Raw genomic sequence first — 21,529 nt, forward strand, 5'->3', positions numbered from 1 at the left:
CCCCACCCACACAGCGTGGGTACCCCCACCCACATGAGGAGGGGGGCAGGGCGATCAGGTGAAGGTATTTCGGAGAACATCGGTGCCGTCAGTAGTGCGCGCCAGCGATCTATGAGTGCATGAAACCTCCACGCTCCTCCGCGCTTGTCAGCATCTTTACGAAGATGTGTTCACTTATGTTAATATAGGGAAACCCTAATAAAATAGAAAGACTGTTAATTATGACTAATAAGAAGATTGAACAAGAATCTACCGCTAACCAGTGGGTTACCGTCGCGCAACTCAGCGCGCAATTTAACGTCAGCGATTCAACGATCCGCAGGTGGCTGCGTCGCTATGGCAATGTTCGCTACTTCCGTGAGTCGAACACCTTGCGCATCAACAGTGCCGACTTTGATGCGCTAGTTAACAGCCTGGTCGAAAAGACCATGAGCGAAGCAAGTGAGAAGAGGTAGCATCATGGGAAAAGTTCTACAAGAAAAATTTATAGAAGTTGGCGATCTCATACCCGGACTTACGGGGGAACAGAAATGGGCTATCCTCCAGTCGCTCGGAAACGTTGATGATGACACCTGGGAAGAGTTTGATGAAGAGCGTAATCGCCAGAACAGAATTGGCTCGCACATGTTCAAATCCAAGAACACTTTGGGAAAAGAACAGGGGAAGAGCAAAACCACGATGGAGCGGTGGTTTAAGCAGTGGTGCGAGATGGGGCTGTGGGCGGATGCGCGCGACGTTGAAGGACTTGAAAATGATCGAATCTATAACTCGTATTACGGTCATGTCCCAGAGAACCAACGTCCTACCCATTTCGTCTTTAACGTGACATGGATGTGTAATCTCCTCGATCTCAGAGCAAGCATGAAGTCGCACCGGATTAGCGATGTTCAAGATGAGCGGGTGCAGGCGCTTGCAAAAATAGCGTTGACTCATCCGGAAGAGAGTATGAATTCCCCGCGTACAACGTCATTTTTGAAGGACTTCAAGCCCAGAATTCTTGAGAGTTTGGATCTTAATGATGATCCTCCCGAGAGGTGGGAAGACTTGTATGAACCAAAAAAAGAAAGCGCCTGGGCGGGCGCTGGAGCGAAAGTCGAAACAAGCAAAGCCGAACTTTCTACTTTCGACTATACCACACTTGAACAGAAATTCGCAAAACAACAACAGCGCTACGATAAATACTCAAACCTCGCCTATGAACTACCCTTGCGTCTAGAGTTTGCAGACCCCGAAGATGAGTCCAAACGTCTTGAGTTGGTGCTTGGCGAAGAGCATATTAACGAGGATGGTCACTTAGACCCCACCCTCCTGAAGGGAAATCCAGGAGTAAAGATGCTAAAGCAGCGAGCAGCAGTCCTCCAGAACGAGGTAGAAAAGCAGCGATTACAGCGCGGTGAGGGCGAGGTTGAGGTAAACACGTTCATGGCTGACTGGGATAATGACAGTCCAGACGAAGTTGAAGAAGCCCGTCGATTGCTAGAGAGTTTCAATCGGCGCTTCAGTGACGTTCTGATGGAGGAACAACAGCACGCTATCAACTGAGGGGTGGGCATTGTTCGTGCCCGCGCCCACTCCTTGAGCGCGTGTCATATTGACTCACGCGCCACTGAACACACTCCGCGCCTACCAAATCGCATCACTCTCAAACCACTTCAACTCGCGCCCGAAGACACAAACGCGCACGAAAAGATTTTTCAAGAAATTTTTCTCCCTGCTCACACGCTGTTTTCCTACGTTCTCGCGCACTTGCAAAACGCAATAATGCGATATCGCCAGTTTCACGCTCCGGCGCTCGCTGGTTGATTAATACCACCTCACCACCAACCCCATCCTGCACCAACGCACACTTGCGAACCGAAACAGACGTGTAATTAATCGTCTACCTGCACCTACTAGGTAATTGCGCTTTATATTTATTAACACCTACTAGGTAGTCACACCCGTGCCACCTCGAACGATCCACCAGTGCGCACCAACAAGCACGATCCGCACATTTCGACGTATCTAAATCCTTTGTCCTGCGGTTGAGTTGTTCATGTCACCGCAACGACACACAAACTTCTTGACAGTCGAGAAGTGTTGCGGACCGACGAACAAGTAAAGGAATTGTGTACTGATGAAAACGACTACAACTAACAACCGCTCCCAGCAACAACGAGCAGCGAAGAAACCACCAGTGTTTCCCGTGCAGGTACGAATGGCGCACTCGGAAAAGTGGAACATCCGTGGAAACCCGAAATCCACCCACAATCCTGATCACCCGATTGTGGTCCTAGAAGATGACCCAATCTCGCTCATCGAGCAGGTATGCGAACTCGTTCCTCCTATGCCAACAGGGAAGAAGGGACTGATCTATACCGATTGGACCACCAACGTTCACCCAACAGAACTTCTTTTTAAGATCGGGAAAGATGCCGAATCGGGAAACACCTCGCTCAACAGTCCTGTGATCTACTCGGGATCGCCTTCGATGCAATACAACGGCGGGATCTTCCTCTATCACGACGGAACACTAGATGACATTTGGCATCAATTGGCTTATGCGCTGCACTCGATTGCAGGTGGTGGGTTTATCGTTCTGCCGGATGCATCTGGGTTTGCGAAGTTTTGCATGATCGCGGTGATGAACGGGTGGGAGAACTTCTTACCCGGTGAGTCATTTGCTGACTTGGCTGCTCGCTTAGACGAAGAGGAGGGGCGCGAGTCTGAAGGTGTATCTCAAAATGACTTACGCCCCATACCTGCGCCAATCCCACCCGCGCCACATGCCACTACCGGCTAAAACGCTTCCGGTATTCCTCCCAGCGCTTCCGGTCACGCTCTTGCAAGCGCTTGTGCTCATGCTCGCGCCAGAACTCCGGCGCGTCCTTATACGGGCGCGCCTTCTCCGGTGCCCATAACGGGCGCGACATAGCGACCTCTAACCGGGCAATAGTTTCACTATCCGCCCATCTCCTGGCACGAATCATGTCCATGATCACCGGAAGATCCACGCCGACCATTTCAGCGAATCGCTTGTAGGTAGGCGGGGTAATCCGCCCGCGCTCCATCTGGACATGGATCTCCCGATCCAGGTTTCGCGCAAGGGTGATCAGTTTCCAGTCCAACGGAGACGGGGAGCACTGCTCTTCCAATTCCTCATCGGACAACTGCGTCCAGTTCGGATGACGTTTTCCGAACGGCACCCGTTTTTTACGTCCGGGGCTACCCGGTTCTACCTCACTCATCAGGAGGTGATCTCCACACAACAACTATCCATAAAGAAAGGCTTATCTATGCTCAACATCAAACCGTGGCTCGCTGATCTTCTCGGCGTGCTGCCCCCACAAACGAAAACCGCTGGTGTGTTCAAGTCGCGCCAGAAGTTCCCCATTAATCCAGCGCTCACCCCGGATGACGCGCCCAATGGATGCGTGAGAAATCCCGGAACTGCGGGCGAAATCGTGCATGGAATTAATCACTCCCGCCCGTTCCAGCGTTTCCAGCATGCACTCTATATTCCTTGCGACCTCAACGGCGCGAGCAAGCACGGGGTCATCAACTTCGACCTGGCTAAATCGCGTCCCCTGATTACACCCCGCGAGATCGCGGGGACGAGTGGTTGGAGCGCGTCCGGACATGCCCACCAGTCTACGGGGGTGGCAGCATGAGCACGCAATACACACTCGATGACGCGCGCAACCAGGTAGGCGCTTACGTCCCTTCCCCCACTACGGTCTCCCCTGACGATTGGGAGCAATTGCGCCCCACGATCACGAAAATGGTCATAGACGTGTTCTCCTACGCCGACAAGAACCCTCACACGGTGAAACTCACGCGCGATAACGTGACGAACTTCCTCACTGTGCTCACTGGACACACCGCGCGCATCCTTGCAGAACACGGCAGTCTTGACGATGTTGACTTATTCGATCCGGAAACCATTGCATGGAGCGTGAATCAACTACATCTCAAGCAAGCGACGAAAGAAGAACGAAAACGACACCTCACCACTATTGGCAACGTCCTTACGGCTATCGGAACACGTACCTGGAAAACGAACGCTCGTCACGCTGATGAGCAGTACAAGCCGTACTCACCCGATGAAGTATCCGAGATAATCCGTTCGCTCGATGCACAATCAACGCCCTTAAAGCGCGAGTGCGTGCGCGTGGCGGTCACACTTGGACTTGCAGGTGTGACAACCGATGAAATCATTCTTATTCGCGCTCGTGATGTGCATGACGGTTTTATCGTGTCCGTTGACGTGAACGGGCGAACACACGCGATTGCCCCGTCACTGTCTGATCGTTTTCTTCAGATCGTCCACGAACGTGAACCCGATGAGTTTGTGTTCTGCCCCTCTCGCAAGCGAGATCCACAAGCGGTGTCCGAATACATGTACCGATTCAAACGTGGACCGAATCTTCCGCCAGTCAACGTGCGAAGACTCGTCGCGACATGGCGTGTCAACCTAATCAAGAGCGGGATTTCATATGAAGCGTTCCATGCTCTTACAGGCAAGTCCATGCACATCTACCAGCGCACCCGTGCGATTGCACCACTTGATACAGGCGCTCTCGTGGAGTTTGCAGCGATTGCAACGGATTTAACGCTAACCGGAAGAAACGTGGTGTCCGACTCTCGTGTGCATCGTCCGGAAGAGCCAAGTACCAAAAAGTGTCAACCTACGGAGTTGACAATAATCGAGGGAGGGCGCAATTAATGCTCCTGACCTTGACATATCCCATTGTGGCATGGCAGACTCTAGTAAGTTTCGTTCCATTTGGAACGTGTTTTGCGCTAAAGGAGTCCTTCACACTGTCCGAGTTGTTATCCGCATCCGTTTACATGAGCACTTACCAGCCAACCGTGCTCGACATGCATGATTGGCAACAGGTTCGCACCTTCGTGTCTGAGTGTGTCGTGTCCACCTACCCCGAAGCATCCGGCGATACGTTACGCAAGATTGCACTCGGGGTTGCACGACTTGCAATTGACGCACTTCACCACGGCTACGATCTCGTACCCGAGCAGGTGTTTGACGCGGACTTCATAGCCTTTCACGTTTCGAATTTGAATCTTTCCACGCATACGTTGTCCTCGTTGGAGTCTAAGTTGGAAAAGGTTGGGCGCACAGTCTCGATGACGTGGAACGGGAGAGATGATAAAGTCTCCTACCCCACCAGCCTTGCCAACGAGCCTTATGACGATAACGAGGTCGCTTACTTGGACCAGTGGGCGAGCGCGTTAGCGACGGATCGCGCTCGCGAAAACGCTCACGTTCTGCTTGCGCTTGGACTGGGCGCGGGACTGCGTAACTGTGAGGTCGATTCGCTCACGGTTAAGGACGTGGAGATTACTCGCGCGGGTGTGGTGGTGTATCCGCACGGCTATCGCGGGGCGGGGAAACGTTATGTTCCCGTGTCGGCTGATTACGCTGACACGCTCTGTGATGCGATAGCAGGACGCGCGCAGGATGAGTTTGTCTTTCTGCCGGGAGATCGTGTTACTGGGCGCTCGTGCGCGTCTGATTTCGTGCGACGGGTGCGCTTAGCGCACGTTCCGGTCACGTTATCGAGAATGCGTACCACCTGGATTGTGCGATTGATGAAAGCGCATATTCCGGAAGCAGCGATTTGTGAAGCGTCAGGTTTGCGCGATCTTCAGCATTACGTGAAGTATCGCGAGCGTGTAGGGGCGGTAAGTGCGCGAGCCTTTGAAAATCAGATCCGCTACGCGGGTACGGACACGCCCCCAGCATTGCGTGCGATCTAGGCGCGTGCGTTGGGCGCGGGTGCGTGCTCGTGATTCATTTTGACTCACACCACTCCTCCCCCACCCGGCGCAAACCCTTACCTAACTACAACTTCATTATCGAACATACCAACGAATTAATATCAAGAAAGGAGGTGTCCGCGAGATGCCACAACCTCAACCGATTACGATCTACTCATCTACGATCCATGTCAGCCAGATTCAGGCGGTGGCACAAATCGTGGACACTTCCGGCGCGGTCGAAATGATCACTGCATGGGTAGACGAATCCCGCGCAGACAAACACCCAGGTGGCGCGAAACCATACATTTCCATCCGCACGGCACTGATGATCATGCTCGCGCTCGGCGTGGAAGCGTCCCCGTTATTAATCACCGAAGGCTCGCGTCTGATTTGCGGGCGCTTGTCCGAACAAGCATGGGAAGAAATTGGGCTCGCCCCGAAAGACTTCAAAAAATACGACCGTTTCACCGAAGATGAGCGACGTGTCTGGTATCACCGTTTGCGCCGAACGCTGGAAACGATATTTTCCGTCGTTGACCCCTACCCGGAAACTTCCAACTACAAGCGCAAGGACAAAGATGAGTACGAGCGATTAAAGAAATCTCGCAACAAAGCCTTAGTGATTACGCGCAAAAAGCGTGCGCACGTTCTTATGAATGCGCTCATTGAAGCAAGCCGTGCCACGTTTGGGCAAGATCGATTGTCCGAGTGGAAGGGCGACGTGTGTGTTGATGGAACGTCCACGGTGATTTCTCGCAAGGGCAACACGAAACATTCCACCCGTACCGCTGCTGACGCTGACGCGGGCTGGTACGTGCGCGAGGGTGATCACAAATCGGACGGTTACGATGACAAGCGCAACGTGTTTTGGGGCTATGAGTCCACACTAGTGTCCATGTTTGGCTCCGGTTTCGGTAGCACGTACCCGGCGCTGATCGCTGGTATTGGTTTTGACCGTCCTGGCAAGCGCATTTCCGAAAAAGCGCTTTGGGCGATGGATAACGTGATTAAGGCGAATACCCCGTCCGGTCACTTCGTTGGCGACCGCGCATATTTCCCGAACGCTGCACCTCAGAACTTGCAAATTCCGCTTCGCCAGCATGGGTACAAACTCGTGGGCGATTACAAGCGGAAAAATCAGCAGTATTACGGCATCCAGGGAACGCACGCAGGTGCGGTGTTGCTTGATGGTGTCTGGTTTTGTCCGTCCATAAGTGCGAAAGAGCATTATGTTAACGCGCGGGAAAAGCGCGACAATGGGGAAATTACCGACGAAGAATACACCGCAATTGTCGAAGACCGCAAACAGTATGCACTTGCGTCCAAGGGGATTGATAAATCGACCGGCAACCAGCGTTTTGCATGCCCTGCGAAGGGGAAATGCCCGTCGGTGTCGTGTTCGTTGGCGAAGAAGATCCCATCGAAGCAAAAGGATGTGCGCAAGCGCCCGAAGGCGTTATTGCCAATTCAGCCTGTCCATCAGCCGACGAACCCCGGACAGATTTGCACTCAGGGGACGATCACGATCCCGTTGGAATGGGAGCAGAAAACTGCTTCCGATAAGCGTTCAGGTTCGCGCGGGGTGAAGGCGAGCGCGGGCGCGGGCGCGTCTTCTGGTGAAGATGAATCACTTACTGGCGCGTTCGACACGGTTGAGGATGTGCTCGCACACTTAAAGAAGGTGGACGCTGAGCAGAAAGCACACAGCGCTACGAATACGCCTGGCGATGATGCAGGTACTAGTGAAGGTTCAACTCCCCGCCGTCCGCGTTTGAAGACTCGTGCGCGCAAGGTCACGGTTGGCGAGGACGGCACCGGGAGCGGTGTAATCCACATTGGCACGGGAGCGTCGAAGGTGGGAACGTTCGCGAAGTTAGAACAGCAGGGACCACATCATGGCTCAAAGGCGTGGCATGGGTTGTATGGCACTGGGCGAAACGTGATCGAGACTCGTAACTCCATGCTGAAAAATCATGGTGGTTCTGGCGTGGGGCTGGGCGCGTCCACTACTCGTTTGTTGCGTGGTTGGGTGAAACAGTTTTTCCTTTTGACTGTTGGCGCGGTGAGCGTGAACGTGCGCTTGATTCAGTCATGGTTGCGTGGTGAGGATGACCCAGCGAAGAAGCCAACTGGGCGAGGTCCCGGACAACCGCCGAAGCAGCGTGTGAAACCGTCGCCGTTGGCGGATGTGGCGACTGGTAACGATCCGCCGATGGTCGCGTAGGCGTTGGGTGTGGGAACCCGGCGCGGGCGCTGTTTTAGATCGGGAGGGCGTGGAAATTGGGGTGGTGCGGGTGCGGGGGCACGTAGTATGTGGAAAGTGCGGATTATCCCGGTTTGGTGTGCGGGAGAACGGTTTAATAACAGAAAAAGCACCCGGTGAAGGGTGCTTTTTCTGTTTCTGGGGAGTTTCGCGAATCTGGACTAACCAGTTCCGCGAATCCCTCTTGGAAGTTGGTAGCGGGGGCAGGATTCGAACCTACGACCTCTGGGGTAACAAGAGCCGTGTCATACTTCCTGCGAACGCCACGGTTGAGCAGTGTCGCCCCCGATACACGAAGGCAGATCTCCCCCGAACTGCCGGCTCCCGTGGCGTTCCTTCGTAAGAGCTTTGCGCGCCGCAGCGCATGCGCGCGATTGTTGACGTGTCACACACTGCAACCTAGTTCCACACGATCTGCACCGATTCAGGGTTAAAGGTCTTGGTGCCGCGCACGCCACGGCGCAGGCGCACCTGGCACAGGGTATTGATGACTCGGCGCTGCACGGCAAGCTCTGCGTTGTCGAAGGCATCCACGGGCGAGGCGTAGCCGGTTGTGTCGAGCAGCGCCGATGCGCCAGCAAGACGGGCACGGCGCGTTTCGAGTTTCTCGATCTGCGGCTCATAACGGTTTCGCGCGCGCTTGAGGTCACGGGCCTCGATAAGCTCCTCATCGTAGTCAGCCTGGACGCGGGCGAGCTTTGCGCGAAGCTCAGCGAGTTCGTCGTCGATGGCGTTGACCTCGTCGTCGTCCACAGTCGGCAGCAGGTCCGCCAGGTCGTCACGGCCAAGGCGGGCGCGGATCACGGCGAGCACAAAATCATCGACGCTATGTGTGCGCACTAATCCACAGGCGGCGCAGCGGTAGCGGTCGGCATGTGTGCGCACGGGGTTGCCACACTCGTCGCAGACATACAGACCCGAGCCGAGATGGCGGCGAGTGTTCCGGCGCTCCTTGTTGGTCAGCCGGTCGGGATCGTCGAGCACGTTCTGCACGCGCCACCACAGATCTGGTGTGACGATCGGCTCCCACTGCCCTTTCACCGGCTCGCCGGTATCGGGGTCGCGGACGATATGCGTGACACGGCGGTATTTGTTCTTCACGCCTTTGCGCTTGGCCTTCTTATAAGTGGAGTAACCCGCATACACGGGGTTGCGCAGGATCGAGTGCAACGACGTGTGGCCCACGGCTGCGCGTCGGGAACCGGCTTTTCTTCCTGGCCTTCAGCGCGGCGTCGAGCGTTGCGCTCTGTGACCACGGTGTACATATGGCGCGGCGTGGTCGGGATATCCGGCAAGCCCGGTTGATCGACCCCAGATAAGGCGCGCGCAATGTCGCGCATGGAGTTGCCCCTCTCGACAGCGCGGAACATACCGAGCACGGCGGCGGCTTCGGATGGAATGATCTCGCCGGTGGAGGTGTAGCCGATAGGGCGCACACCGCCGGAGTACCAGCGGCCCTGCTCGGCGCGTTGCTGTTGCGCACGAGACTGGCGCATGCTCTTTCGCTCGATCTCGCCGCGTGCCACGGCTGCTTTGATGCGCGCGTACATTCTGCCGCCGTCGGTGGCAAGGTCAGCATCACCGTTCGCAGTGACGAGTTTCAGCCCCTGCTCCTCTGCCCTGTCGATCCACTCTTCGAGCTGCCAGGGCTGCCGTGTGAGGCGGTCGAGGTCCCAGCAAATGATCGCGTCGATCTCGCCGCGCTCAAAGGACGCCACCATCGCGTCGTAGTCGGGGCGGTCCACGTCCTTCTTCGACGCGGAGATCGACTGATCGACGTAGGTATGCACGACGTCCCAGCCGCGTTGCTCGGCAAGGGCTTCGCAGTCCTGGCGCTGCCGGTCGATGGCGAGGCCGTCCATGGCAGCATCGAGCGAGATACGGAGGTAAATAGCAGCACGTGTTGTCATGCCGCTAACACTAGCGCGCCTCAGGTTACATTGAAACGAAACTCCACCACGTCGCCGTCGACCATGACGTAGTCCTTGCCTTCCTGGCGGACCTTGCCGGCGGCGCGGGCCTCGGCCATGGAGCCGAGCGCGTCCAGGTCTTCGAAGCCGACGATCTCGGCCTTGATGAAACCCTTTTCAAAGTCGGAGTGGATCACGCCTGCGGCCTTCGGGGCGGTGTCCCCCTTGTGGATGGTCCAGGCGCGAGCCTCCTTCGGGCCTGCGGTGAGGTAGGTCTGCAGGCCGAGGGTGTCAAAGCCGGCCTTGGCCAGGGTCTTCAAACCTGGTTCGTTTTGGCCGACGGCGGCGAGGAGCTCGGCTGCGTCTTCGTCGTCAAGTTCGAGCAGCTCGGTTTCGGTCTGGGCGTCGAGGAACACAGCCTCGGCAGGGGCGACGAGTTCGCGCAGTTCCTGTTTCTTCGCCTCGTCGGTCAGCACGGCTTCGTCGGAGTTGAAGACGTAGAGGAACGGCTTGGCGGTCATCAGGTGCAGGGGGTGCAGCAGTGCCAGGTCGATATCGCCGGTCTTGGAGGCGGCGAAGAGGGTGCGGCCGTCTTCAAGAATGGCCTGGGCCTTCTTGGCCTCCTCGGCCTGGTCGGCGACGTCCTTGTCCTTGCGGCCTTCCTTCTCCAGGCGTGGCAGGGCCTTTTCGATGGTCTGCAGGTCCGCGAGGATCAGCTCGGTGTTGATCACGTCGATGTCGGAGGACGGGTTGACCTGGCCGTCGACGTGGATGACGTTGTCGTCGGAAAACGCACGCACAACCTGGCAGATCGCGTCCGCCTCGCGGATGTTGGCCAAGAAGGCGTTACCCATGCCCTCGCCCTCGGACGCGCCCTTGACGATGCCGGCGATGTCCACGAAGGACACGGTTGCTGGCAGCACGCGCTCCGAGTCGAAGATCTCCGCCAGCCGATCCAGGCGCGGATCCGGCAGCTCCACCAGGCCGATGTTCGGCTCGATGGTGGCGAACGGGTAGTTAGCGGCAAGCACCTCGTTGCGCGTCAGCGCATTAAACAAGGTGGATTTACCGACGTTGGGCAGACCGACAATTCCAAGAGTAAGGCTCACGGCGCTCCATCCTATCCCACGTTGTGGCGCTGGTTGTGAGGGGTTCGTCGCAAAGCAATGTGCAGTGGGGCACAATAGTTCGCGTGACCGCTCCGATTCAGCCTGCAGACAAGCGCGACGACCGCGTCGATCGCATCGTGGTGTTTAACGCCTGGGTTTCCTCCGGGGCGAAATTTACGCTGCGACTGCTGGTCATCGCACTGTTTTTCTTCGCAATAGGCAAGCTCATCGGCGCCTTTTGGGTCGGCGTGTTGCCTGCGGTGCTCGCGCTGATTGTGTGCACGGTGCTTGCCCCGGTTGCGAGCTGGCTGCGCAACCATAAGTTCGCCGATGGCCTCGCGGCCATGGTGACCATGTTGCTGTTCTTCGGCGTGCTGGCAGCCCTCGGCATGATCGTCGCCCCCGATATTGTGGGCCAATCGCGGCTGCTGTACATCCAGGCGCTCGAGGGTGTGCAGCGCCTGCAGTTGTGGGCGCAGGGTCCACCGCTGAACGTGAATCCGGAGAACCTGAACGAGGGTGTCGACGAAATCACGCGGTGGGTCCAGAACCAGGCCGGCGCCATCGCCGGTGGCGTGTTCTCCGGCATCAACACCGCGGCAGGCCTGTCGGTGACGCTGATGGTGCTGTTCGTGCTGACCTTCTTCTTCCTGAAGGACGGCCACCGCTTCCTGCCGTGGCTGCGCGGCGCGACGGGCGGACGCACGGGACTCCACTTCACGGAACTGTTGACCCGCGCTTGGAACACCCTGTCGGGCTTCATCAGGGCGCAGGCGGTGTGTTCCCTCATCGATGCGCTGGTGATCGGCATCGGCATTGCCATCGTCGGCGTTCCCATGGCGTTCACGCTTGCGATTATTACGTTCGTTGCAGGCTTCATCCCGATCGTCGGTGCGGTGGTCGCGGGCGCGCTGGCGGTCCTGATCGCACTGGTCACGCTCGGGTTCACCAAGGCCCTGATCGTGCTCGGCATCGTCCTGGCCACCCAGCAGCTTGAGGGCAACGTGCTCTCTCCCCTGCTGCAGTCCAAGGCGATGAACCTGCACCCGGTGATCGTGCTGATCTCCGTGACCGTCGGCGGCGGCCTCTTCGGCCTCATGGGCGGCTTCCTCGCGGTACCAGCGGCGGCGATGATTGCTGTGGTGTACCGCTACGTGCTGGATATCCTGCGCATCAACGCCGGCGAGGTCCGTGCCGAGGACCTCACCTTCGCCACTCCGGAAGGCAAGCTCATTGCGGAAATCGACGAGGCCGAGTCTGTACACAAGCGCGAGGCGTGGCGTGGCGAGCGTGACTGGGTGAACGCTCCGCAGACCCCCGAAGAGGACGTGCAAGAAGGTGATGAGGACAAGGAGTCGCCCCACTTCGCGTCGAACAGCTTGAAGAAGTTGCGCGAGGTAGGCAATCGCACCATCTTGCGCCGCAGGGAGTTCGAACATAAAAGCGAACCCGACGAGTAGTGTGTCGTGCCGGGGTGGTTAGATCTCCGGCATGCAAACCTCCACGGTCTTTCTCATCCTTGCAACGGGTCTCCTCGCCGGGTTTATCGTCGGGGTATTCGCTGGCGTGGCGTGGTTTCGCCGTTCTGCACCTCAGCCGGCTCCGCCACAGGATCTACGCCCCGTCGCTCGCGCGTTGAAGGACATGCGTGAGCAGCTTGATGCGATGGATAAGCAGCAGGCGGTGGCGTCGTCGGCAATCGCAGGGCAGGTGCAGGCGATCGGGCGCACCTCCGCGCGCCTCGGTGACCGCACCGATCAACTCATCACTGCGCTGCGCTCCCCGCAGACGCGCGGGCGTTGGGGCGAGATGCAGCTGGAGCGCGTCGTGGAGCTCGGAGGCATGCTCGAACATGTCGACTTTGATACGCAGGCGCACATGCGTATCGACGACACCCGGGTCCGCCCCGACATGATCATCCGCCTCACCCAGGGCCGAAACATCGTGGTGGACGCGAAAGTTCCGTTCGGCTCTTACCTCGACGCGCTGAACACAGACGATCCTGAGGAACACGAGGCCCACCTGCGCCGCCATGCGCATTTGCTGCGTTCGCATGTGGATACGTTGTCAAACAAGACCTACATCAACGCGTTTCAGCCGACCCCGGAGTTCGTCGTGTTGTTTGTGCCAGCTGACCCGTTTTTGGATGCCGCGCTCGGGCTCGATCCGGAACTGCTTGACTATGCGTTTTCGCGCGACGTGGTCATCGCCACCCCGACCACACTGTTTGCGCTGCTACGCACAGTGGCGCTGGGGTGGCGGCAGGAAGCTATCAACGCGTCCGCGAAGGAGGTGCAGCGCCTCGGTGCGGAACTGCATCAGCGTTTATCGACGATGGCCCGCCACTACAACAAAGTCGGCGCCTCATTGGAGAAGGCAGTTGAGGCATACAACGCCACGTTGGCGTCGATGGATTCCCGCGTAATGGTGACGGCCCGCAAGCTTGAGGAGGCCAACGTTCCCGTACGGCGGGAGCAGGCGCCCGAGCTGAATCCGGTTTCAACGCGTGCCCGGCACATGGCGGAGGACAATGACAGGTAAGCTGCGTCAGCGTGTCACATCTTTCGAGCCGGAGCCATTCCCCTACGTCCGCCACCTTTGTTGGGTTGCCGACGGGGTCTGGCCTCGGCATCGTGTTCGCCGCCCTGTTCACCGGCGTGCTGCTGTCGCTGTCCGCAGGTGTAATTTCGTGGCCGTTTCTTGCGCTGTATGCCCTCGCGGTCATCGTGGTGACCACGTTGGTGAACCCGAAGGGGCTTTCCCTGACGGTGACGAGCGCACCATTAATGTTTGTCGCCGCGCTGGTGGCCACGGGTTACTTCATGTCGCGCGAGAGCCTGTCGGCTGGCGGCGCGAGCGCTAAGACTGCACTGCTCGGTATCGCGTACCCGGTGGCGGAGTACTTCCCGGTGCTGTTTTTCACCACCGCGGGCTCGCTGCTTATCGCTGCGGTGCGGCTGCGACTGATCCGTCGGCAAAACGATGCGATTCGCCGACGCGAAACCGCCCAGCGGACCTCGCAGAACCGCAGCAACCGTCGCACAAATTCTCAAGGGCGGAGGGCTCGCGAGCAGGCTCGGTCGGTTCCTGTGCAGGAGTTGTTGGAGCGGGCGAAGTCGGAGGGGGCGCGTCGTCGCAAGGCAAATGCGAGTGGCTCGCGTAGATCCGGAGAAACCGGTGGTTCTTCACGTGCGGTTCACCGCCTCGGCGAGGACTTGTACAAAGGCTAAAGGCCTTGTCCCGATGTCAACGGGGCAAGGCCTTTGGTCGTTCTCGGCGGGGTTTATGCCTCGAGCGGTGCCTCGCGGCGCGGCAGGCGCAGTTCGCGCGGCAGCGAGAAGGTGATGGTCTCCACGGTGGTGGTGATCTCTTCCACGTCGCCGTAGCCCTTCTCCCCCAGATAGTCGAGCAGTTCGCGCACGAGGATGTCCGGCACCGAGGCGCCAGAGGTCACGCCAACGGTGTTGACACCCTCGAACCAGGCATCGTCGACTTGGTGGGCGTAATCGACCAGGTGGGACTCCTGCGCGCCGGCCTCGAGCGCGACCTCGACGAGGCGCTTCGAGTTGGACGAGTTCTGGGAGCCGACCACGATGACCAGGTCACTTTGCGGCGCGATCTTCTTCACCGCGGCCTGGCGGTTTTGGGTGGCGTAACAAATGTCGTCGCTCGGCGGGTTCTCCAAGTTCGGGTAACGCTCGTGCAGTTTGTTGACGATCTCCATGGTCTCGTCGACAGACAGCGTCGTCTGGGACAGCCACACCAGCTTCTGCCCCTCCGGGAAGTCCGGCAGGCGGTCGACGCCGTCGACGCCGTCGACGAGGTGGGTGATGTCCGGAGCCTCACCTGCGGTGCCTTCGACCTCTTCGTGGCCTTCGTGGCCGACGAGCAGGATGTGGTAGCCGTCGCGGGCGAAGCGCTTCGCCTCGTTGTGCACCTTAGTCACCAGCGGGCAGGATGCATCGAGGGTGTGCAAGCTGCGCTCCTTGGCGGATTCGCGCACTGCGGGCGACACACCGTGGGCGGAGAACACGAGGTGGGATCCTTCGGGGACCTCGTCGGTTTCGTCGACAAAGATCACGCCGCGGTCCTGCAGCGTCTCCACCACGTACTTGTTGTGCACGATCTCCTTGCGCACGTAGACGGGGGCGCCGTACTTCTCCAGCGCCTTTTCTACGGTCTCCACGGCGCGATCCACGCCTGCACAGTATCCGCGTGGGGACGCGAGTAGCACTTTCTTACCCTGATCAGTCATGGAACCAACCCTAACGAATCTACGTCAAAAACAGTAGGCGGGTAATTGGTGCCCGCCGGGTACTGTTTACCTGGCAGAAGTACTGGGGAGAAAGGAGCATCGCATGGCACAAGCGCAAGGGGCGCCGCCGAAGAGCACGCCGGAATCGCCGTGGTCTGTGGCCAAGCTCAATAACTCCGTGAAGAGTTGGATTGACCGGTTGGGTTGGCTGTGGATTGAAGGCCAGCTCACGCAGATTAATACGAAGCCGTCGTGGCGGTTGTCGTATATGACGTTGCGGGATACGCAGGAGCAGGTGTCGGTGCAGTTGACGGCGGAGACGTCGCTGCTCACCGGCATGGCTGTGCCGTTGAAGGACGGCGACCGCGTGGTGGCGTATGGCAAGCCGACGTTTTATCAGGGCCGCGGCTCGTTTTCGATGAAGGTGGCGGAGATCCGCCACGTTGGCGCAGGCGAGCTGTTGGCGCGCATTGAGGCGTTGCGTAAACAGTTGGCGGCCGAGGGCCTGTTTGATCCGGCGCGGAAGCGCCCGCTGCCCTACCTTCCGAAAAAGGTTGGTCTAATCACGGGGCGTGGTTCGGCTGCTGAGCGTGACGTGGTCACGGTGGCGCAGGGACGTTGGCCACAGGTGAACTTCGAGATCATCAACACGCCGGTACAGGGGCCGACGACCGTGCCTGCGGTGATCGAGGCACTGCAGGTGCTGGATCGCGATCCGGACGTGGAGGTGATCATCATCGCCCGCGGCGGCGGTTCGGTTGAGGACTTGTTGCCGTTTTCGGAGGAGGCCCTGCAACGCGCGGTGGCGGCCGCTGGCACACCTGTCATTTCGGCGATTGGCCACGAGCCGGATAACCCGGTGCTGGACAATGTGGCTGATGTTCGCGCCGCCACCCCGACCGATGCTGCGAAGCGTGCCGTGCCGGATGTTGTGCAGGAGCGTGCGCTTATCGACGAAGCACGTGCCCGCATGTCCGCCGCCCTGCGCGGATGGGTGCAGCGGGAACGAAACGGCCTCGCGTCGATTCGCACCCGTCCTGCCCTAGCGGATCCGATGATGGCGATCACGCGCCGCCGCGAGGAAGTGGAGCGCGCCCAGGCGTTGATCCGCCGCGACATTTCCCATGTGCTGCAGCGTGAGAACCAGCAGGTCTCGGCGTTGCGCGCGCAGGTGTCGGCGCTCGGCCCCTCTGCAACCTTGGCCCGTGGTTACGCCGTGGTGCAGGTGGTTCCGCGCGACCACTCTGGCCCTGAGGTTGTGACCTCTATTGATCAGGCTCAGCCCGGCGCGCAGCTGCGTATCCGTGTCGGCGATGGCTCGATTACCGCCGCTTCGATGTCCACCACTCCCGCTGATTAATGCAACCAGCTGAAGTCAACTAAGAACGTTTAAGGAACACTCATGACAGACAACACGTTTGGATCCGGCCAGGCGAACGACAATGCTTTCCCGGACCCGGAGACGCTGACCTACGAGCAGGCTCGCGATGAGCTTGTGGAGACGGTGAAGATTTTGGAGCTCGGCCAGATGAGTTTGGACGAGTCGTTGAAGTATTGGGAGCGCGGTGAGGCGCTGGCGAAGCGGTGCGAGGTGCTTCTCGACGGCGCTTCGAAGCGCGTCGAAGAAGCCATCAGCACCCGTCAGGTCAGCGGGCAGGCTCCTGAGCAGTAAGTACTAGAAGCTACTGGGGTGTGATCGGAGTAGCCTTCAGCGCTGCGCTGATGAGCTCTTCGAACTCGTCCGTGCTGCCTGCGCCGGTGACGACGAAGCGTGCGTCGCCGGCGTCCACAATCCACAGGTCGCGGACCTCGCGTTCGTCGCTGGTGTAGACCTCGACGTCGGTGTCGTCGATACGCACTGTGCGATCGAGCATACGGTTGTCGGTGTTGGAGGCTTGGAGCGCCGCATCCTTATCGACGCCAGTCTGGGTGAGTTGCAGGTAGCCACGGTTCGGGGTGACCCACCCGACGACGGGTGCCGAGTTGCCGGCAAGCATGCTGCGGCGCGCCGAGTTGGTGGTCCAGCCTTCTGGCATCTGCGGGTAGCGCACCGGGTAGTTCACCGCACGCGCCTCGAGGTCGAGGAACGCTTCTGCGTCGACCTCCTGCACGGGGCCGGATTCTGGGGCGCCGGGGTTGAAGGAGCACAGCCCGGTCGCGCCGACAGCGACGAGCATGAGCACCACAATGAGCACGGCGTTGATTGCCATGTCTCGGCCGTTTTGGAAGATGCGGGGTTTCTTGTCGTTTGCCACGCGTTTCAGTATGTCATGAGCCACCTGCACCCCAGAACGGGCGGGCTTCTCCCCCGTAAAGGTGGGCGATACCAACACTTCGGCGTGTGGAAGTGCCAGAATAGAGGGGTCGATTTTTGTCCTCTGGAGGAAGGCCCCCGCGATGACTGAACAGTCTGATCTTGTCCCTGACCGCAACCTAGCAATGGAGCTCGTCCGTGTGACGGAGGCGGCAGCGCTCGCCTCCGGCCGTTGGGTGGGTCGCGGACAGAAGAACGAGGGCGACGGCGCTGCCGTGAACGCGATGCGCAAGATGATCAACTCCGTGGAGATGGACGGCGTGATCGTGATCGGCGAAGGCGAGAAGGACGAGGCCCCGATGCTGTTCAACGGCGAGCAGGTTGGCACCGGCCGTGGTGCTGCGGTGGATATCGCCGTTGACCCGGTAGATGGCACCCGCTTGATGGCAGAGGGTCGCCCGAACGCGATTTCTGTTATTGCTGCCGCGGATCGTGGCTCCATGTTCAACCCGCAGGACGCGTTCTACATGAACAAGATTGCTGTCGGCCCGGAGGCGGTCGGAGCGATTGATATCACCGCTTCCGTAGAGGACAACATCAAGTCGGTTGCAAAGGCGAAGGGCGTTCGTCCGGCTGACATCACGGTTGTTGTGCTGGATCGTCCGCGCCACGACAAGCTTGTCGAGGAAATCCGTGCCGCCGGCGCCAAGGTTCGCTTCATCATGGACGGCGACGTCGCCGGCGCAATTGCTGCCGCTCAGGACAACAGCTCCATCGACATCGCCATGGGCATCGGCGGCACCCCGGAAGGTGTTGTCACCGCATGTGCGCTGAAGTGCCTCGGGGGCGACATCCAGGGCATGCTAGCCCCGCAGTCCGACGAGGAGCGCGAGAAGGTACTCGCCGCTGGCCACGACCTGGATCGTGTCCTTGGCATCAACGACCTGGTCACCTCTGATAACTGCTACTTCGCCGCTACCGGCGTGACCAACGGTGACATGCTGCGTGGCGTGACCTACCGCAAGTCTGGCGCCACCACCCGTTCGCTGGTGATGCGTTCGAAGTCCGGCACCGTGCGCTACGTCGAATCCCAGCACCAGCTGGCCAAGCTGCAGGACTACTCGGTGGTCGATTACTCCGAGCCAACCAAGTAGAACCTGACTTTTGCCCCGCGCCTTCTCAGCGAAGAGCGCGGGGCTTTGTCGTTCTAGAACAAGGCTCCAATGACTGCTGCGCTAGCCGCGAAGTTGTTGGCTACGTGCACGATGAAACTCGCAGTGATGCCGCCGTGGAACCGTGCGACCAGTGCGAGGCCGATGCCGCAGAAGAATGTGTAGACGATCACGGGTGGCGCGATATGGGCTGCAGCAAAGATGACGGAGGTGAGCAGCACGCTCGCTGCTGCCGGCATGAGCGTGTCAAAGTACCCCATGAGCACACGGCGGAACACAATCTCTTCAATCACTGGCCCGAGTAGCAGATAACCGGCAAGCAAGATGAGCACCGGTGCCACACTTCCGGCATCTTTGGCTAAGTCATCTGCGGTTGAGCCTCCGCCTGGTTCCATCCCGATCAGCGAGCCGACGATAGCGCTCGACGCAGCCGCCCCGACGATCACTGCCGGAACTTGCCACAGCACATGCCAGCCTCGACTCCCTAGCCGCGTAAACCCCAGCTCGAGTCCGCGACTCTTCATGTAGCGGATAAGCAGCACCAAGGGCACAACGATGGCAATGAGAACCGCGAGAGGCAGCATGCTGATCGCGACGGTGCGGGACACGTTCGCGTGCACCAACAGCAGACCTTGTCCCGCCAAAAGGGCGTACATAATGGCCATTGCCGCCAACGCCACCAGCGCATCCCTCAATGCGGGGGCCTTTTGTGTCCGGTTTTCAGACATTACAGCTCCCCGTTTTTGTTATCTGGGGCATAATCGATCTTTGGAAAGGCACGAGCGCACTTTAGCGTGCGTGGCGTGCATGGGACAGAAGTAAAGGACAATCATGGCTGATCAGGAATACCGCATCGAACATGACACGATGGGCGAGGTCAAGGTGCCCGTCGACGCTCTCTGGCGCGCCCAGACGCAGCGTGCTGTGGAGAACTTCCCAATCTCCGGCCGCGGCCTTGAGGCCCAGCAGATTCGCGCCCTTGGCCTGCTGAAGGCTGCGTGTGCTCAGGTGAACAAGGACCTGGGCAAGCTGGACGCTGAGAAGGCGGACGCGATCATCGCTGCTGCGAAGGAGATTGCGGACGGCAAGCACGACGACCAGTTCCCGATCGATGTGTTCCAGACCGGTTCCGGCACCTCGTCGAACATGAACACCAATGAGGTCATCGCGTCCATTGCGAAGGCGAACGGTGTTGAGGTTCACCCGAACGACCATGTGAACATGGGCCAGTCCTCTAACGACACCTTCCCGACCGCTACTCACGTTGCTGCCACCGAGGCTGCCGCAAACGATCTCATCCCGGCGCTGAAGGTGCTCCAGGAGTCCCTGGAGAAGAAGGCGAAGGAGTGGCACGAGGTTGTGAAGTCGGGCCGCACCCACTTGATGGATGCCACCCCGGTCACCTTGGGTCAGGAGTTCTCCGGCTACGCACGCCAGATCGAGCTGGGTGTCGAGCGCGTCGAGGCTACCCTGCACCGTCTGGGTGAGCTGGCTATCGGCGGCACCGCTGTGGGCACCGGCATCAACACTCCGGCTGAGTTCGGCGGCAAGGTTACCGAGGAGCTCAAGAAGCTCACTGGCCTCGATGAGCTCTCCGAGGCGAAGAACCACTTCGAGGCTCAGGCCAACCGCGACTCCCTGGTGGAGTTCTCCGGCGCGATGCGTTCCGTTGCGGTCTCCCTGTACAAGATTGCGAACGATATCCGCCTGATGGGCTCCGGCCCGCTGGCTGGCTTCGCGGAAATCCACCTGCCGGATCTGCAGCCGGGCTCCTCGATCATGCCGGGCAAGGTCAACCCGGTGCTGTGCGAGACCGCAACCCAGGTTTCCGCACAGGTCATCGGTAACGATGCTGCTGTGGCGTTCGGCGGCACCCAGGGCCAGTTCGAGCTCAACGTGTTCATCCCGATGATGGCGCGCAACGTGCTCGAGTCCTCCCGCCTGCTGGCAAACACCTCGCGTCAGTTCGCTACCAAGCTGGTTGACGGCATCGAGCCGAACGAGGAGCGCATGCGCACCCTGGCCGAGTCTTCCCCGTCGATCGTGACCCCGCTGAACTCCGCTATTGGTTACGAGAACGCGGCCAAGATTGCCAAGCACGCGGTCAAGGAAGGCATCACCATCCGCCAGGCCACCATCGACCTTGGCTTCGTTGATGGCGAGAAGCTCACCGAGGAGGAGCTGGACAAGCGCCTCGATGTACTGTCCATGGCCAACACCGACCGAAACTAGGCCGCAACTCGCACCTAGCTAGAATCTGCCCCCAGCACTTCACTTCAACATGCTGGGGGCTTTTTCATGCCTGATTCTTTCTCCGAGCTTCGCACTGCCGGTGGCCCGAACAAGCCGTGGGTCGTCGGTGGTGTGCTCGCGCTGATTGTCGCCGTGATCGGCGTCGCGCTCGCTGCGGCATATTGGTACGCCAACCCGAAGCCGGAGCCGACCAACGAGGTGCCCGAAACCGTCACGGTGACGGCACAACCGCAGTTGCGTGACGACGACTCCACCTCCCCCACCGGCACCTACACCGGCACCCTGAACAGCCTGGAGGACAACGCGAAAGTGAAGGCCTGGCCAGCGGTGGCAACCTTCGGTGGTGGGACCGCGTCGGTGACGTATCCGTTGACCGGATGCACCGCACTGATCGGTGAGGACGGTGCGTCGGTGCCGTTGACGAAGCCGTGTGGGGATGGTTCGGGGCGGTGGGTCGTCGAAAAGCAAGAGCCCGGGATTGTGAAACTGACGTACTTTGAAGGCGAAAAAGCGCTGGTAGAAGGGGAACTCTCCGCCGGTTTGCCTTAACATG

Annotated in this window: 22 protein-coding genes; 15 read left to right on the forward strand and 7 right to left on the reverse strand. The window is 59.3% G+C overall.

What is annotated here, in order from left to right; genetic code table 11:
• Positions 1-221 precede the first annotated feature (221 nt).
• The 3 genes from HMPREF2734_RS02905 to HMPREF2734_RS02915 all read left to right on the forward strand — a co-directional run bounded on the left by HMPREF2734_RS02905 (position 222) and on the right by HMPREF2734_RS02915 (position 2,782).
• A complete protein-coding gene (locus tag HMPREF2734_RS02905; RefSeq protein WP_070569082.1) occupies positions 222-455 on the forward strand; it encodes a helix-turn-helix domain-containing protein in 234 nt (77 codons plus the stop codon).
• 4 nt (positions 456-459) lie between these two features.
• Positions 460-1,542, forward strand: a complete 1,083-nt coding sequence (locus HMPREF2734_RS02910; protein ID WP_070569083.1) for a hypothetical protein — start codon at positions 460-462, stop codon at positions 1,540-1,542.
• A gap of 574 nt (positions 1,543-2,116) precedes the next feature.
• Positions 2,117-2,782, forward strand: coding sequence for a hypothetical protein (locus tag HMPREF2734_RS02915; protein WP_101732514.1), 666 nt, complete (start codon positions 2,117-2,119; stop codon positions 2,780-2,782).
• On the opposite strand, the gene HMPREF2734_RS02920 is transcribed toward HMPREF2734_RS02915, so the two are convergent.
• Positions 2,772-3,227: a hypothetical protein gene (locus HMPREF2734_RS02920; protein WP_141750411.1), complete on the reverse strand. Its 456-nt coding sequence runs from the start codon at positions 3,225-3,227 to the stop codon at positions 2,772-2,774. The genes HMPREF2734_RS02915 and HMPREF2734_RS02920 overlap by 11 nt on opposite strands.
• A gap of 48 nt (positions 3,228-3,275) precedes the next feature.
• On the opposite strand from HMPREF2734_RS02920, the gene HMPREF2734_RS02925 reads away from it, so the two are divergent.
• The 4 genes from HMPREF2734_RS02925 (at position 3,276) to HMPREF2734_RS02940 (ending at position 7,984) form a co-directional block, all read left to right on the forward strand.
• Complete coding sequence (locus HMPREF2734_RS02925) at positions 3,276-3,650, forward strand: hypothetical protein (RefSeq protein ID WP_070569092.1); 375 nt, start codon at positions 3,276-3,278, stop codon at positions 3,648-3,650.
• Positions 3,647-4,705 (forward strand): site-specific integrase, encoded by a 1,059-nt coding sequence (locus HMPREF2734_RS02930; protein ID WP_070569095.1) that lies wholly within the window; start codon positions 3,647-3,649, stop codon positions 4,703-4,705. Before HMPREF2734_RS02925 ends, HMPREF2734_RS02930 begins: the two co-directional genes overlap by 4 nt.
• Positions 4,706-4,830: 125 nt before the next feature.
• The gene (locus tag HMPREF2734_RS02935) at positions 4,831-5,757 is read left to right on the forward strand and encodes a tyrosine-type recombinase/integrase (RefSeq protein ID WP_168163594.1); all 927 of its coding nucleotides are present in this window, start codon (positions 4,831-4,833) and stop codon (positions 5,755-5,757) included.
• A gap of 145 nt (positions 5,758-5,902) precedes the next feature.
• On the forward strand, positions 5,903-7,984 hold the full coding sequence (locus tag HMPREF2734_RS02940; RefSeq protein WP_070569099.1) for a hypothetical protein: 2,082 nt from the start codon (positions 5,903-5,905) through the stop codon (positions 7,982-7,984).
• A gap of 438 nt (positions 7,985-8,422) precedes the next feature.
• Here HMPREF2734_RS02940 and HMPREF2734_RS12255 read toward each other — a convergent pair whose 3' ends face one another.
• Genes HMPREF2734_RS12255 through ychF form a run of 3 tightly spaced genes read right to left on the reverse strand, consistent with a single transcriptional unit; the run spans position 8,423 to position 11,042 of the window.
• On the reverse strand, positions 8,423-9,208 hold the full coding sequence (locus HMPREF2734_RS12255; RefSeq protein WP_371440411.1) for a recombinase family protein: 786 nt from the start codon (positions 9,206-9,208) through the stop codon (positions 8,423-8,425).
• Positions 9,121-9,933 (reverse strand): recombinase family protein, encoded by an 813-nt coding sequence (locus HMPREF2734_RS12260; protein ID WP_246816773.1) that lies wholly within the window; start codon positions 9,931-9,933, stop codon positions 9,121-9,123. Before HMPREF2734_RS12260 ends, HMPREF2734_RS12255 begins: the two co-directional genes overlap by 88 nt.
• Positions 9,934-9,953: 20 nt before the next feature.
• The gene (gene ychF, locus HMPREF2734_RS02950) at positions 9,954-11,042 is read right to left on the reverse strand and encodes a redox-regulated ATPase YchF (RefSeq protein WP_070569102.1); all 1,089 of its coding nucleotides are present in this window, start codon (positions 11,040-11,042) and stop codon (positions 9,954-9,956) included.
• Between the two features lie 83 nt (positions 11,043-11,125).
• Between ychF and HMPREF2734_RS02955 the strand changes: the two genes are divergently transcribed.
• The 3 genes from HMPREF2734_RS02955 to HMPREF2734_RS02965 are packed head-to-tail and all read left to right on the forward strand — an operon-like array spanning position 11,126 to position 14,272.
• Complete coding sequence (locus HMPREF2734_RS02955) at positions 11,126-12,502, forward strand: AI-2E family transporter (protein ID WP_070569105.1); 1,377 nt, start codon at positions 11,126-11,128, stop codon at positions 12,500-12,502.
• A gap of 31 nt (positions 12,503-12,533) precedes the next feature.
• Positions 12,534-13,583, forward strand: coding sequence for a DNA recombination protein RmuC (locus HMPREF2734_RS02960; protein ID WP_070569108.1), 1,050 nt, complete (start codon positions 12,534-12,536; stop codon positions 13,581-13,583).
• Positions 13,584-13,594: 11 nt separating this feature from the next.
• The gene (locus HMPREF2734_RS02965) at positions 13,595-14,272 is read left to right on the forward strand and encodes a DUF6542 domain-containing protein (protein ID WP_180949987.1); all 678 of its coding nucleotides are present in this window, start codon (positions 13,595-13,597) and stop codon (positions 14,270-14,272) included.
• A gap of 53 nt (positions 14,273-14,325) precedes the next feature.
• On the opposite strand, the gene HMPREF2734_RS02970 is transcribed toward HMPREF2734_RS02965, so the two are convergent.
• Positions 14,326-15,297 carry a 4-hydroxy-3-methylbut-2-enyl diphosphate reductase gene (locus tag HMPREF2734_RS02970; RefSeq protein WP_070421675.1) on the reverse strand — a complete coding sequence of 324 codons (972 nt, stop codon included), beginning with the start codon at positions 15,295-15,297 and terminating at the stop codon, positions 14,326-14,328.
• Positions 15,298-15,400: 103 nt separating this feature from the next.
• Between HMPREF2734_RS02970 and xseA the strand changes: the two genes are divergently transcribed.
• Together xseA and HMPREF2734_RS02980 are read left to right on the forward strand one after the other, a co-directional pair.
• Entirely contained in the window at positions 15,401-16,657 is a 1,257-nt protein-coding gene (gene xseA, locus HMPREF2734_RS02975; protein WP_070569112.1) for an exodeoxyribonuclease VII large subunit, read from the forward strand.
• A gap of 42 nt (positions 16,658-16,699) precedes the next feature.
• Positions 16,700-16,969, forward strand: a complete 270-nt coding sequence (locus HMPREF2734_RS02980; protein WP_070421676.1) for an exodeoxyribonuclease VII small subunit — start codon at positions 16,700-16,702, stop codon at positions 16,967-16,969.
• Between the two features lie 10 nt (positions 16,970-16,979).
• Here the strand turns inward: HMPREF2734_RS02980 and HMPREF2734_RS02985 are convergent, their stop codons facing one another.
• Positions 16,980-17,552 (reverse strand): DUF4245 domain-containing protein, encoded by a 573-nt coding sequence (locus HMPREF2734_RS02985; RefSeq protein ID WP_070452588.1) that lies wholly within the window; start codon positions 17,550-17,552, stop codon positions 16,980-16,982.
• A 142-nt stretch (positions 17,553-17,694) separates the two neighbouring features.
• On the opposite strand from HMPREF2734_RS02985, the gene glpX reads away from it, so the two are divergent.
• A complete protein-coding gene (glpX, locus tag HMPREF2734_RS02990; protein WP_070452585.1) occupies positions 17,695-18,705 on the forward strand; it encodes a class II fructose-bisphosphatase in 1,011 nt (336 codons plus the stop codon).
• A gap of 53 nt (positions 18,706-18,758) precedes the next feature.
• Here glpX and HMPREF2734_RS02995 read toward each other — a convergent pair whose 3' ends face one another.
• Positions 18,759-19,451 (reverse strand): CPBP family intramembrane glutamic endopeptidase, encoded by a 693-nt coding sequence (locus HMPREF2734_RS02995; RefSeq protein ID WP_070569115.1) that lies wholly within the window; start codon positions 19,449-19,451, stop codon positions 18,759-18,761.
• Positions 19,452-19,554: 103 nt separating this feature from the next.
• Here HMPREF2734_RS02995 and HMPREF2734_RS03000 point away from each other — a divergent pair, with 103 nt between their 5' ends.
• Positions 19,555-20,955: a class II fumarate hydratase gene (locus tag HMPREF2734_RS03000; protein ID WP_070482587.1), complete on the forward strand. Its 1,401-nt coding sequence runs from the start codon at positions 19,555-19,557 to the stop codon at positions 20,953-20,955.
• Between the two features lie 66 nt (positions 20,956-21,021).
• Complete coding sequence (locus HMPREF2734_RS03005; RefSeq protein ID WP_070482585.1) at positions 21,022-21,525, forward strand: hypothetical protein; 504 nt, start codon at positions 21,022-21,024, stop codon at positions 21,523-21,525.
• Positions 21,526-21,529: the final 4 nt, after the last annotated feature.

Origin of the sequence: Corynebacterium sp. HMSC055D05, assembly GCF_001810365.1 — a bacterium.
Taxonomy (GTDB): Bacteria; Actinomycetota; Actinomycetes; order Mycobacteriales; family Mycobacteriaceae; genus Corynebacterium; species Corynebacterium coyleae.

Bases quoted from the DNA above. Each gene is read 5' to 3' on its own strand.
- HMPREF2734_RS02915 (WP_101732514.1), top strand. From the start codon at position 2,117: ATGAAAACGACTACAACTAACAACCGCTCCCAGCAACAACGAGCAGCG.
- glpX (WP_070452585.1), top strand. From the start codon at position 17,695: ATGACTGAACAGTCTGATCTTGTCCCTGACCGCAACCTAGCAATGGAG.
- HMPREF2734_RS12260 (WP_246816773.1), bottom strand. From the start codon at position 9,933: ATGACAACACGTGCTGCTATTTACCTCCGTATCTCGCTCGATGCTGCC.
- HMPREF2734_RS02925 (WP_070569092.1), top strand. From the start codon at position 3,276: ATGCTCAACATCAAACCGTGGCTCGCTGATCTTCTCGGCGTGCTGCCC.
- HMPREF2734_RS03000 (WP_070482587.1), top strand. From the start codon at position 19,555: ATGGCTGATCAGGAATACCGCATCGAACATGACACGATGGGCGAGGTC.
- HMPREF2734_RS02995 (WP_070569115.1), bottom strand. From the start codon at position 19,451: ATGTCTGAAAACCGGACACAAAAGGCCCCCGCATTGAGGGATGCGCTG.
- HMPREF2734_RS02980 (WP_070421676.1), top strand. From the start codon at position 16,700: ATGACAGACAACACGTTTGGATCCGGCCAGGCGAACGACAATGCTTTC.
- xseA (WP_070569112.1), top strand. From the start codon at position 15,401: ATGGCACAAGCGCAAGGGGCGCCGCCGAAGAGCACGCCGGAATCGCCG.
- HMPREF2734_RS02910 (WP_070569083.1), top strand. From the start codon at position 460: ATGGGAAAAGTTCTACAAGAAAAATTTATAGAAGTTGGCGATCTCATA.
- HMPREF2734_RS02905 (WP_070569082.1), top strand. From the start codon at position 222: ATGACTAATAAGAAGATTGAACAAGAATCTACCGCTAACCAGTGGGTT.
- HMPREF2734_RS02920 (WP_141750411.1), bottom strand. From the start codon at position 3,227: ATGAGTGAGGTAGAACCGGGTAGCCCCGGACGTAAAAAACGGGTGCCG.
- HMPREF2734_RS02935 (WP_168163594.1), top strand. From the start codon at position 4,831: ATGAGCACTTACCAGCCAACCGTGCTCGACATGCATGATTGGCAACAG.
- HMPREF2734_RS03005 (WP_070482585.1), top strand. From the start codon at position 21,022: ATGCCTGATTCTTTCTCCGAGCTTCGCACTGCCGGTGGCCCGAACAAG.
- HMPREF2734_RS02970 (WP_070421675.1), bottom strand. From the start codon at position 15,297: ATGACTGATCAGGGTAAGAAAGTGCTACTCGCGTCCCCACGCGGATAC.
- HMPREF2734_RS02960 (WP_070569108.1), top strand. From the start codon at position 12,534: ATGCAAACCTCCACGGTCTTTCTCATCCTTGCAACGGGTCTCCTCGCC.
- HMPREF2734_RS02940 (WP_070569099.1), top strand. From the start codon at position 5,903: ATGCCACAACCTCAACCGATTACGATCTACTCATCTACGATCCATGTC.
- HMPREF2734_RS02930 (WP_070569095.1), top strand. From the start codon at position 3,647: ATGAGCACGCAATACACACTCGATGACGCGCGCAACCAGGTAGGCGCT.